The organism is Cohnella thailandensis (genome assembly GCF_014212135.1).
Lineage (GTDB): Bacteria > Bacillota > Bacilli > Paenibacillales > Paenibacillaceae > Cohnella > Cohnella thailandensis.
Map to the genome: position 1 here is coordinate 286507 of NZ_JACJVQ010000006.1, position 12335 is coordinate 298841.

The window sequence follows — 12335 nt, forward strand, 5'->3', positions numbered from 1 at the left end:
CCTCATGTATCACAAAACGCTTTCTTACCGCGTGTTCAGCGCGTTCAATAACGTGTTCCTTCTGGCCATCGGGGTGCTGTGCCTGCTGCCGATGTTCCACCTGCTCATGGTATCCTTAAGCTCCAGCGCCGCCGCCAACGGCGGGCTGGTCACGTTCTGGCCGAAGGGCTTCACCTTCGAAGCCTACGCCAAGACGTTCGAGAACAAGAACTTCCTGACGGCTCTGTGGGTCGCCATCGAACGGACGGTTCTCGGAACGGCGATCGGCATGTTCGTGAATGCGATCGCGGCGTACGCGCTGTCCAAGGATACTCGCGTGTTCCGTGCGAGAAACTTCTACCTCTGGTACTTCGTCATCACGATGCTGTTCGCCGGCGGCTTGATTCCCAGCTACATTCTGATTCTTAAGCTGAACCTGATCGACAACATCATGGCGCTCATTCTGCCGGGCGCGGTCGCGGCTTATAACATGATCCTGCTCCTGAACTTCTTCCGCACGGTGCCGAAGGAGCTGGAGGAGGCGGCGTTCATGGACGGCGCGGGCCACCTGCGAAGCTTCTTCTCGATCTATCTGCCGGTCTCGCTTCCTTCGCTCGCGACGGTTGGCCTGTTCACGATGGTCGGCCACTGGAACGCGTACTTCGACGGGTTGATCTACATGAAGGACTCGGCCAAGCTTCCGCTCGCCAGCTTTATGCAGACGCTGATCGTTCAGTCGGACATGACGTCGTTCGACGCGGCGGCGATCGCCAACATGTCGCAGCGGACTCTCCGGGCCTCCCAGATCTTCATCGGGGCGCTGCCGATCCTGATCGTGTATCCGTTCCTGCAGCGATTCTTCGTCAAAGGGATCGTTATCGGCGCGGTGAAGGAATAGGTTAAGTTAATGGCGAAGAGGACGTTCTGGTTCGGAAAACCGGCCAAGGCGTCCTTTTCGTCGCTTCGGAACGATTGCGCTCCTTACTTCCGACCTTGGTACCGCACCTTACTACCGCACCATACAACAGCCTATACTACCACCCTATACTACCACCCTGTACTACCACCCTGTACTACCGCCCTGTACTACCGCCCTGTACTACCGCACCATACAACAGCCTATACTACCACCCTGTACTACCACCCTGTACTACCACCCTGTACTACCGAACCATACAAAAGCCCTATACTACCTCATCTTACTAGCAACCCTTTTTCCGGGTCCCTGCACCGTACCCGGTTCCCCGGTTCTTGAGCGCGTAGGATTTCTAACGGAACTCAGAGCCGTTATTTGTTCTCATAGACTAGATTTTTTAACGTAACGGATCTGAGAGCCGTTATTTCGGGGAATTGGCGCCGAATCGGGCAAAAACCTCGAAATAGCGGCCGTCAGTTCCGTTAGCTTTCTAATTTGCCTTTATTGGGCGGAATAAGGGCTGTCAGTTCCGTTACGCAAATCGCTGACTAATGTCTAAAAGTCCAAAGCTAAAATTTATAAGAAAGCCCTCGGCGATCCGAGGGCTTTCTGCTATTTACTTCGCCAGACGGAACGGCAGGCACGCGTTGTCGCGGCTGCTGGAGCCGACGAAGGCGTGGAACGCGCCCGCGTCGCTGGAATGCGACAGGTCGGAATGGTAGTACCGAAGCTGCTCCTCGCGAAGCTCGAAGCTAACGACCTGGCTCTCGCCCGGCTGCAGCGTTACTTGGCGGAACGCCTTGAGCTCCTTCACCGGCCGGACGACTTCGCCGGAGATGTCGCGCACGTACAGCTGCACGGTCTCGATGCCGGCGACGCTTCCCGCGTTCGTCACGCGAACGGCGATCGTAAGCGGCTGCTCCGGCGTCATCGTGTCCGAAGAGATGGAGGCATCCCCGTACTCGAAGGACGTGTAGCTCAGTCCGAAGCCGAAGGGCAGCAGCGGCTCGTTCGGAATGTCGAGGTACTGCGAGACGTAGCGGACCTGCGCGTCCGGCGCGCCTTGAGGGCGACCCGTGTTGAACGCGTTGTAGTAGACCGGTATTTGGCCGACGCTGTATGGGAACGACATCGTCAGGCGACCGGACGGGTTGACGTCGCCGAAGAGCAGGTCGGCGATCGCGAGGCCGCCTTCGGAGCCCGGGAACCAAGCCTCGAGCACGGCGTTCGACTCGTCGATCGCGCCGTGCAGGTCGAGCGGGCGTCCGTTGAACAGGACGGCGACGATCGGCTTGCCGAGCGCATGGACTCGGCGGATCAGCTCGAGCTGGGCGAGAGGCAGGCGGATATCCGCGCGGCAGCCGGCTTCGCCGCTCATGTCGGAGTGCTCGCCGAGCGCGAGGACGATGACGTCGGCGTCCTTCGCCGCCGCCTCGGCTTCCGCCCATTGCTCCTCCGTCATCGACTCGATGTCGCTTCCGTCGGCGACGGTTACGTTGGCCGGAGCGTCCGCCTTGCCGCGAATCGCGTCGGCCAGGCGAACGACGGCGTCCTTGGAGCCGGTCCACGACCAAGGACCGAGCAGGTCGCCGCTCTTGGCGAACGGGCCGATGACCGCGACGCGCTGCGAGGACTTCAGCGGCAGAACGCCGTCGTTCTTCAGCAGCACGCTGGACTTGTGCGCCAGCTCCCGGGCGACCGCGCGATGCTCGTCGCTAAACACGACCTCCTTCTCGCGCTCCGGATCGGCGGCGCGGTACGGATTCTCGAACAGGCCGAGCTTATCCTTCAGCTCCAGAATCCGCATGACGGCTTCGTCGAGGAGCGCTTCTTGCACCTCGCCCTTGCCGATCAGCTCGGCCAGGTGATGCGCGTAGCAAGCGGTCATCATCTCGATGTCGACGCCTGCCTTCATCGCCTTAAGAGCAGCCTCTTCTTCGTCCGCGGCGATGCCGTGGGCGATCAGCTCCTTGACCGCGCCCCAGTCGGAGATCAGGACGCCGTTAAAGCCCCATTCTTCCCGCAGAAGCTTCCGCATCAGATTGGAGTTGCCGGTTGCGGGGATGCCGTCCACCGTATTGAAAGAGGTCATGACCATCTCGCAGCCTTCGTCCAGCGCCGCCTTATACGCGGGCAGGTAGAACTCGCGTAGCTGGCGCTCCGAGACGTCGACGGTGTTGTAGTCGCGTCCGGCTTCCGCCGCGCCGTAGGCGGCGAAGTGCTTCACGCAGGCGGCGACGCGATCGAGGTCGCCCGTCAGGTCGCGCCCTTGGAAGCCGCGAACGAACGCTCTCGCGTATTCCGAGTTCAGGTAAGGATCTTCGCCGGTCGATTCCATGACCCGCCCCCAGCGAGGGTCGCGCACGAGGTCGACCATCGGCGCATAAGTGACGTGGACGCCGGAGACGGATGCTTCCTTCGCGGCGATCTCCGCGCTGCGTTCCGCGAGCTCAAGGTTCCAGGAGCAGCCGATGGCGAGCGGTACCGGGAAGATCGTCTTGAAGCCGTGCACGATATCGGCCATCATGAGCAGCGGAATGCCGAGACGGTTCTTCTCCAGATGCGTGCGCTGGACGTTGATCGTTTCCTGCGCTCCGGCCATTCCGAGCACGGAACCGGCATTATGAACCGTCTGCTCGGTAATGCCGAGCGAGGCCATCGGGCCGGTGATCAGGCCGGCGTCGGAGGCGCCTTCGAAGAAGGGGACGGCGAGCTGGATGAGCTGCGCGACCTTCTCCTCCAGCGTCATTCGTTCAAGGTATTGGTGCAGCGGAAGCTTCTCGCGCGGGGACCCGGCGGGAGTCGTTTTCGGATCGGTCATCGATTCGTTTACCCTCTTTCTATTTCATCTGAATGTGAATGCGCTTTATCGAAACGTTTCTACGACGATTATAATTCCATGCCCGGCATGCGTCAAACGTTGATTTTTAGTTGAAATCGCAGGGGATATGCATTAAATTAGAACAATCAGGTTAAGTAAAGCGTTTTATTCAGCCAAGCATAAAGGGAATATTTTTCGTTTTGAAACGTTTCGACAGCAATCGGCAACAGAAAAAAGGATCGGAGGAGGTGCCGTCCTGGTAAGCATTAAAGACATCGCCAAGAAAGCCGGCGTTTCGATCTCGACCGTGTCCTACGCGCTCAACGGCAGCGAACGGATTACCCGGGAGACGGCCGAGCGGATACTCGCCATCGCGGACGAGCTGGGCTACGTTCCCCACGGAGCGGCAAGGAGGCTGAAGAAGCGGGAATCGATGCTCGTCGGAATGTACCTGACGAATTACGGGGGCCACTTCTACGGCAATCTGCTTCAGGGCGTCAAGGACGAGCTGAACCGGAGAGGATACGATCTTATCGTCTGCAGCGGCAGCCGCTCGCATCGGCTCGTTCCGGAGAGGACGTTCGACGGCGCCATTATCCTCGACGCGGAATTCACCGACGAGGAGCTTCTGCAATACGCGGAGCGCGGGCACAAGCTCGTCGTACTGGATCGGGAGCTGCCCCACCCGAACGTGAACCAGGTTCTGTTGGACAATAAGGCGGGAGCGACGCTTGCGATGGAGCATCTGCTCGAGCGGGGTTTGGAGCGGATTTACGTCATCGGCGGACCGGAAGCCTCTTACGATGCGAGGCAGCGCATGTTCGCCGCCCGGCAAGTCATGGACCGCGCGCCGGAGCGGAGCTTCAAGGTCATCCCCGGCTCCTTCCACAAGCCCTCCGGGTTCGCGGCCGGAGAGCTGATCGCGGCCGAATACGACCGTCCCGCGGGAGTCTTCTGCTTAAACGACGAGATGGCGGTCGGCCTGTACGAATATCTGGAGAGCCGCACCGAGCTCCGGGTCGGCGAGCATCTGCACCTGGTCGGCTTCGACAACATCGAGCTGGCGCGATACATGCGGCCGAGACTCGCCACGATCGATTACTCGATGACGAAGTGGGGAGCGCTGGCCGCCGAACAGCTTCTGAAGATGATCGGGGGAGAGCCGGTGGAGACGGAGCGGGTTTATGTCCGTCTGATGGAAGGCGACTCCGTCGGATCAATCAAATCTTAATTAAGGGGGAAGGAACTTGAGCGCTAATTTAATTGGAGTTCCATTGGAGGGATTTGCCGAGTTCAGCCGCAAGGCAGCCGCGGAAGGAGCGGTGCTGCTGAAGAACGAGAACGAGGCGCTTCCTCTCCGGCCGGGAGACCGCGCGGCGATATTCGGACGGGTTCAAGTCAATTACTACCGCAGCGGCACGGGCTCGGGCGGAAGCGTTCACGTCGCCTATACGACGAATCTGCTGGACGGCCTGCGCGCGAAGCCAAGCATTGCGGTCGACGAGGAGCTGGCGTCCGTCTACGAGCGCTGGATCGAGGAAAATCCGTTCGACAACGGGGGCGGGGGATGGGCGGCCGAGCCGTGGCACCAGAAGGAGATGCCTTTGAGTGACGAGCTCGTCGCCGCGGCGAGAGGCCGGGCGAACAAGGCGATCGTCGTCATCGGACGGACGGCGGGCGAGGACCAGGACAACGCGGACGAGCCGGGCAGCTATCGGCTCACGCCGGACGAGAAAGCGATGCTGAAGCAGGTGGCCGCTCATTTCGAGCAGACGATCGTCGTTTTGAACGTATCCAACATTATCGACATGAGCTGGCTGACCGACGAAAGCTATGCCCACCCGATCGCTTCCGTTGTCTATTCTTGGCACGGAGGCATGGAAGGCGGCAACGCGATCGCCGACGTGCTGGTCGGCGAAGTGACCCCGAGCGGCAAGCTGACCGACACGATCGCCTTTGCCATCGAAGATTATCCTTCCACCCGGAATTACGGACATGAGCATACGAGCCTCTACCAAGAGGATATTTACGTCGGATACCGCTACTTCGAGACGTTCCGTCCGGAGCGCGTCCAGTTCGAGTTCGGCTACGGCCTGTCGTATACGACCTTCCGCGTCGAACCGGAGCAGGCTCGGCTTGCCGAAGGGGATACGATCGCGATCCACGTTACGGTTACGAATACGGGCTCCGTATATGCGGGACAGGAGGTCGTTCAGGTTTATTACGAAGCGCCTCAAGGACGGCTGGGCAAGCCGGCAAGGGCGTTGGCCGCATTCGCCAAGACTAAGCTCCTTCAGCCGGGCGAATCGCAGAGGCTTACGCTCGGCTTCCCCGTCCGCTCCATGGCTTCCTATGACGACGCCGGCGTAACCGGGTACCGCTCCGCGTACGTTCTGGAAGAAGGCGTCTACCGCCTGCACGTCGGAACCAGCGTCAAGCGGCTGGCCCCGATCGGATTCGAGGGACAAGAAGGCTATGCCGTCGAATCTCTCCGAGTGGCGGAACAGCTCGAAGAAGCGATGGCTCCGACGGAAGCCTTGGCGAGAATGAAGCCGGGGGCCCGTAAGGAGGACGGCTCGTACGAGCTTGTTTACGAAGAGGCGCCTCGGCGGAAGGTTTCGATGGCGGAGCGGATCGAGAGCCGGTTGCCTAGGACCCTGGAGCAGACGGGCGACCGGGGCTACAAGCTGAAGGACGTCTCCGAAGGCCGCATCGGCATGGAAGCCTTCGTTGCTCAGCTTAACGACGAAGAGCTGGCGACGATCGTCCGGGGCGAGGGCATGAGCAGCCCGCTCGTCACTCCCGGCACGGCCTCGGCTTTCGGCGGGGTCAGCGATAGCCTTCTCAAATACGGAATTCCGGTCGCCTGCACGGCGGACGGACCTTCCGGGATTCGAATGGACAGCGGGCAGAAAGCGACCCAAGTGGCGATCGGAACGCTGCTTGCGGCCACATGGAACACGGAGCTCGTCGAACGGCTGTACGTCATGGAAGGCCAAGAGCTGCTGCGCAATCAGATCGACACGCTGCTCGGGCCCGGCATGAACATCCGGCGCAGCCCGCTGAACGGACGGAACTTCGAGTATTTCTCGGAGGACCCTCTCCTTACCGGCGCTTTCGCCGTCGCGTGCGCGCGGGGCATTCGGCAGGGCGGCTCGAACGCGACTCTGAAGCATTTTGCCTGCAACAACCAAGAGAAGCATCGCAGTAAGGTGAATGCCGTCGTCTCCGAGCGGGCGCTGCGGGAGATCTACTTGAAGGGATTCGAGATCGCCGTGAAGGAGGGCGGAGCGAACTCGATCATGACCTCCTACAATCCGATCAACGGCCATTGGGCGGCTTCGAACTACGATTTGAACACGACGATCCTGCGCGGGGAATGGGGCTTCCAGGGCATCGTCATGACCGATTGGTGGGCCGTCATGAACGACGCCGTCCAAGGAGGCGCCCCGGACCGGAAGTACACGAACTGGATGGTTCGCGCGCAGAACGACCTCTACATGGTCGTCAGCAATTACGGGGCGGAGATCAACGCCTACGAGGACAATACGCTGGAATCGCTGGAAGCGGGCACGCTGACCCGCGGGGAGCTGCAGCGCTCGGCGATGAACATCTGCCGATTCATTATGAACGCGCCGGTTTCCTCGAGAGAGCAGGTCATCGCGGAGACCGTCGAGAGCTTCAAGGCGAATCCGTCGTTGTCTCCGGACGGAGCGCAATCCTTGTCGGTCCAAGCCCGAGTGAAGCCTTCCGAAGAAGGCGCGACGCTGATCCGGGCGGACCAAGCCGGAGAGTATCGCCTTATCGTAAGCCTCATGTCTCCGGAATCGGATCTCGCCCAGAGCGCGTGCAACGTCATGTTGAACGACGGGCTTCTCACGACCGTTCAGACGAACGGGACGGACGGCAAGTGGATCAAGCAGAAGCTGGCGAAGGTCGAGCTGGAAGCGGGCCTATACGAGATGAAGCTGGTCTTCGTCAAGCCGGGATTGCGCATCGATTGGATCGAATTCAAGCCGATTTGAAGGATTGACCGCGGAAGCGCATCCGTAAGATACTCTTAACAGGGAGGCGATACGGATGCACGCGAACGATAAATTAACGATTCGGGCTTTATCCGAGATAGATAACCTTAAGATCCATGGGAGAACCGCGGCGCAGAAAGCCCCTCTGACGTTGTTTTGGACGGGCAGCGCCTTGGAATTCAACGCGAAGGGGTCCGAGCTGTGGGTGGAGATCGAGGCGGACTACGAGCAGTATGAGCCTTGGATCAGCATTCTGATCAACTCCGCGCAGGTAAGCCGGCAGATGGTGACGGCGGGCCGGCATTGGATTTGCGTCTTCCGCGGGATGGGCGCGGACACCGTCAAGAACGTGCGGATCGTCAAGGACGTTCAGGCGGTGAGCGGGGATCCCGGCCATTCCCTGCGCGTCCATGCCGTGAAGTTCGACGGGGAGTTTCTGCCCGTGGAGGAGAAGCCGTTCAAGATCGAATTCATCGGAGACAGCATCACCTCCGGGGAAGGGTCGATCGGCGCCGTCGCCGAGGCCGATTGGATCCCGATGTGGTTCAGCGCGCTCGACAACTACACGTTCAAGACGGCGGCGGCGCTTAACGCCGACTACCGCGTTCTCTCGCAGAGCGGTTGGGGAGTGTTGACGAGCTGGGACAACAACCCTCGCTTCAACCTCCCGGATTATTACGAGCAAGTGTGCGGGCTTCTGAACGGAGACAAGAACGAGTCGCTGGGGGCGAAGGAAGCCCATGATTTCTCTTCCTGGCAGCCCGATGCCGTGGTCGTGAATCTGGGGACGAACGACAACGGCGCGTTCCACAATCCGGCTTGGACGGACGAGTCGACCGGGCGGACCCGCAAGCAGCGCCTGAACGAGGACGGCAGCTTCAACGAAGAGGATTTGGGAGCGTTCGAGGCCGCGGTCCGCGGTTTCCTCGCCAAGCTCCGCAAGAACAATCCTCGGGCTCATATCGTGTGGGCGTACGGAATGCTCGGGCATAGCATGATGCCGGCGATCTACCGCGCCGTGGATGCCTACGTCAAAGCCTCCGGCGACCGGAAGGTTTCGGTATTCCAGCTTCCGAACATGACGGACGAGACGGTAGGAGCAAGGGCTCACCCGGGACCGCTCGCCCATGAGAGGACGGCGCGCGAGCTGTCGGGGTATCTTAAGTCCATCTTGTCGTAAGAACGGTTAAGCCCATTTTGGCAGAAAATCCCATCCGGTTGCGGATGGGATTTTTTTTAGATCGCTAAAGAAAGAAACCAGGCCATCGAACGATATAGAATTTCTGCACGATTCCGTTACTCCGCCCTCCATCCGCCGCCGGGCTCTATTACGTTGGACTCGATATTCGAGCGTCTTAGCCATTCCTGGATCTCTTCCGGCGGCTGCGGCTTGCAGAAAATGTAACCCTGAATCGCATGGCAGTTGTTCGCCCGCAGGAATTCCAACTGCTCCCGAGTCTCCACGCCTTCCGCGATGACGGTCAGGCCCAAACGATCCGCGATGTTCAGCATCGCCGCGATGATCGCCTCGTCCTTGCGGTCCCTGGAAATCCCGCCGATGAAGGAACGGTCGATCTTGATCTTATGGACGGGCAGCTTTTTCAGGTAGTTCAATGAAGAATACTGCATTCCGAAGTCGTCGATCGAGAGCAGGAATCCTTTATCCCTGATCTCCTGCAGAACGGTCTGCATCTCGTCCTTCATGGCCATGTTCTCCGTGATCTCCAGCTCCAGGCAGCTCGGATTCAGCCCGTATCCCTCCACGATCTCGCAGATGCGGGCCGCGAAGTCCTTCTGGGCGAACTGTCGTGCCGACAAGTTGACGGCGATCCGGATCGGCGGCAGCCCCGCTTGCTGCCAGGCTTTGCTCTGGGCGCAGACGAGCTGCAGCACCCTCTCGCTGATCGGAAGAATGAGGCCGGTCTCTTCCGCGATCGGGATGAAGGCGTTCGGCGGCACGAGTCCCTTGGCCGGATGCCTCCAGCGAATCAACGCTTCGAGCCCGGTCAGCTTCCCCGATCTCGCTTCGACTTGGGGCTGGTAATAAACGAGGAACTCGTCCTTCTCCAAGGCGCGGCGAAGGCTGCTCGCGATCTCCATGGACTCCTTGGCGTTCGGATTCAGCGTCATGTCGTAGAAACGATATTGGTTCTTGCCTTCCTCCTTGGCTCTGTACATGGCGAGATCGGCGTTGCGGACCAGGGTCGAGCTATCCTTCCCATGATCGGGATAGAGAGCGATCCCAATGCTGGCCGTAATGAAGCACTCGGTATCGCGAAGGCAATACGGCTCCCGGAACAGCTCGCACAACCGCCGGGCGAATTCCCGGACCTGATCGATGCTCCCGAGATTGCGCGCGAGGATCGTTAATTCGTCTCCGCCGATTCGGAAGAGCGTCTGTTCCTCCGTCAAGATGCCGCCGATCCTGCCGCCTATCTCCTTCAGCAGAATATCCCCGTAGGCATGGCCCAGCGTATCGTTGATCATCTTGAATTGATCAAGGTCCAGGTAAAGCAGCGCCATGCGGTCGCCGGAAGAATCTCCTTCGATCCAGGAGCCAAGCGTCTCGTTGAAGGAGGCACGGTTCCTAAGGCCGGTTACCGCATCCCGGTAAGCCGTTACCGCGAGCTCCCGATAGGTGGCCTCCAACTGCCGGTTCGCATCTTCGAGGCCACGCGTGCGCTCGGCCACCAAGTGCCTAAGCTTGGATTTCTGCGTGAATTGGGAGTAAAGGAAAAGAAGAATCAGGAGCAATCCGGCCCAGCAGATCGCCTGGGTGACCCGGAGCTTGGAGGCGACCGAGTCCAGACGGGAAGCGGTGGGGGCCGCCGCGATCTCCCAATCTCCATCCGGCAGATCGACGGTCTCGTAATGCTTCGGGTCGACGAAGCTCTCCGGTCTCCCGATCAGCATCCGGCCGTTCGCCCGCACGGCGAGCTCGGTGCCTTTATTCTCGTTATACAGGCCGGCTTCCTCCAGAATGGGAGGAAGGTCGAGCACGACCGAGACGAAGCCCCAGAATCGGCCGTCCGAGTAGACCGATTGCCGGGATAGGATGCCTACCCCTCCTTGGGCGAGCTCGATGGGGCCGAGTAGCGTCATTTCTCCGGTCAGCCGGGTTCGTTCGGCGTTCTCCCGAACGGCGGGATCCCTATGATGGAACAGGTCGACCCCCAGCAACGCTTGATTGCCTCTTGTTGGATAAACCATCTCGGCAATCCCGTTCGGATAGACGGAGACGTTGCGAATGCCGGGAGTCCCGTTCGCGTAGCTCGAAGCGAATGATTCGAAACGGGACGGGGAGACCGTCTCCGAATGCTCGAGCTCCTCCGAGACGAAGGCGCGGATTCCTTTGGCGAGATTAAGCCGGACTCCGATCGCGGAGGAGAGAGCGGAAGCGCGGGCATTAAGCCCGTAGGCGGTATCACTGTAGATCTCTTTAAAGACCCGCTGCTTATAGGCATTGTTGAATAGGACGATCAAGGAGCCCAGAATCAGGGCTAGGACGGCCAATAGGATCCATAACCCTATCGAAGCCGAAGAAGAATGCACGGCCAACAATCGGCGTCTCGTCGCTCTGCGCATGTTCGCCCCCGCGGAGGTATGTTTTGGAAACGGCAAGATCAGAGTAATGGAAAAATGTTAGGAATGTTGTAGGAGGAATTTAGCAATCTATTAGAGATATTAGGAGGTGTTAGGGAGCGGTCCTTGATGCGCGCGTTCCCTTGAATTATAGTCTTCATTAGCGGAACCTCCGATGGGGGGTTAGGCGAAATTCGGCTAATCATAAACATAGATGGAACAATGCGGAGGTTGCCATGTCCAAGACGATCCCAGAAAAGCTGAACCTGAACAAGTATAAGAAAAAAGCCGTGTTGAACAGGCCGGAGGGCGACGAGGAGTTAGCGGGATTGGGAGAGTACGATACCGAGCTGAAGCCGGGCGGCTACGATCTTATCTTCGCTTATGCGTTCGACCTGGAATCGCTCCGGAAGCTCGTGGACGACGTTATCGGGCGCCAGTCTCTGAACGAGGGGGGCTATCTGTATGCGGCTTACCCCAAGAAGGGGAACAAGGTATACGACACCTATATTCACCGGGACAGCCTGCTGGAGGGGCTGGGGGCCGACGAAGAGGGCTACATCGGGACAAGCAGCCTGAAATTCGCCCGAATGGTCGGCATGAACGACGTGTTCACGGTCGTCGGTTTAAAGGCGGAAGCCCGGAAGGCGTCGGGGGCGGCCGCGAAGAAGCCGAGCCAGTCCGTCGGCGATTACGTCGGCTTCATTCCGAGCGTGGAAGAGGATCTGAAGGAGCATCCGAAGGAGCTCGAATTCTACCGCTCGCTCACTCCGGGCTACCGCAGGGATTGGGCCCGGTACGTCTACAGCGCCGTGCAGGAAGAAACCCGCGCCAAGCGCCGGATCGAGATGATCGAGGCGCTCGGCGCGGGTTATAAAACGATGGATCTTTATCGCAGAAGAGGATAAGGCGGATGTCGATCCTCCTACCAGCCTAGAAAGGAAATTTTATAGGAATCGATGATCATTCCAATTCAGGCTCAAGAGGGGCGACTTCCCGCTTGATTCAATCG

Annotated in this window: 7 protein-coding genes; 5 read left to right on the forward strand and 2 right to left on the reverse strand. The window is 59.6% G+C overall.

The window, feature by feature from the left end; all coding sequences use genetic code 11:
* The first annotated feature begins 4 nt into the window (after positions 1-4).
* A complete protein-coding gene (locus H7B67_RS09250; RefSeq protein ID WP_185119519.1) occupies positions 5-877 on the forward strand; it encodes a carbohydrate ABC transporter permease in 873 nt (290 codons plus the stop codon).
* Positions 878-1511: 634 nt separating this feature from the next.
* Here the strand turns inward: H7B67_RS09250 and bglX are convergent.
* On the reverse strand, positions 1512-3644 hold the full coding sequence (bglX, locus tag H7B67_RS09255; RefSeq protein WP_245363240.1) for a beta-glucosidase BglX: 2133 nt from the start codon (positions 3642-3644) through the stop codon (positions 1512-1514).
* Between the two features lie 328 nt (positions 3645-3972).
* Between bglX and H7B67_RS09260 the strand changes: the two genes are divergently transcribed.
* Genes H7B67_RS09260 through H7B67_RS09270 form a run of 3 tightly spaced genes read left to right on the forward strand, consistent with a single transcriptional unit; the run spans position 3973 to position 8921 of the window.
* Positions 3973-4947: a LacI family DNA-binding transcriptional regulator gene (locus H7B67_RS09260; protein ID WP_185119665.1), complete on the forward strand. Its 975-nt coding sequence runs from the start codon at positions 3973-3975 to the stop codon at positions 4945-4947.
* A 16-nt stretch (positions 4948-4963) separates the two neighbouring features.
* Positions 4964-7741, forward strand: coding sequence for a glycoside hydrolase family 3 C-terminal domain-containing protein (locus H7B67_RS09265; RefSeq protein ID WP_185119521.1), 2778 nt, complete (start codon positions 4964-4966; stop codon positions 7739-7741).
* A gap of 55 nt (positions 7742-7796) precedes the next feature.
* Positions 7797-8921, forward strand: a complete 1125-nt coding sequence (locus H7B67_RS09270) for an SGNH/GDSL hydrolase family protein (RefSeq protein WP_185119522.1) — start codon at positions 7797-7799, stop codon at positions 8919-8921.
* Between the two features lie 116 nt (positions 8922-9037).
* Here H7B67_RS09270 and H7B67_RS09275 read toward each other — a convergent pair whose 3' ends face one another.
* Positions 9038-11326 (reverse strand): putative bifunctional diguanylate cyclase/phosphodiesterase, encoded by a 2289-nt coding sequence (locus tag H7B67_RS09275; protein WP_185119523.1) that lies wholly within the window; start codon positions 11324-11326, stop codon positions 9038-9040.
* Positions 11327-11559: 233 nt separating this feature from the next.
* On the opposite strand from H7B67_RS09275, the gene H7B67_RS09280 reads away from it, so the two are divergent.
* Positions 11560-12231, forward strand: coding sequence for a YdeI/OmpD-associated family protein (locus H7B67_RS09280; protein WP_185119524.1), 672 nt, complete (start codon positions 11560-11562; stop codon positions 12229-12231).
* The last annotated feature ends 104 nt before the right edge of the window (positions 12232-12335 follow it).

What these genes read in the sequence shown, in the direction of transcription:
- H7B67_RS09270 (WP_185119522.1), top strand. Translation starts at nt 7,797, where the DNA reads ATGCACGCGAACGATAAATTAACGATTCGGGCTTTATCCGAGATAGAT.
- H7B67_RS09250 (WP_185119519.1), top strand. Translation starts at nt 5, where the DNA reads ATGTATCACAAAACGCTTTCTTACCGCGTGTTCAGCGCGTTCAATAAC.
- H7B67_RS09280 (WP_185119524.1), top strand. Translation starts at nt 11,560, where the DNA reads ATGTCCAAGACGATCCCAGAAAAGCTGAACCTGAACAAGTATAAGAAA.
- H7B67_RS09275 (WP_185119523.1), bottom strand. Translation starts at nt 11,326, where the DNA reads ATGCGCAGAGCGACGAGACGCCGATTGTTGGCCGTGCATTCTTCTTCG.
- bglX (WP_245363240.1), bottom strand. Translation starts at nt 3,644, where the DNA reads ATGACGCTGGAGGAGAAGGTCGCGCAGCTCATCCAGCTCGCCGTCCCC.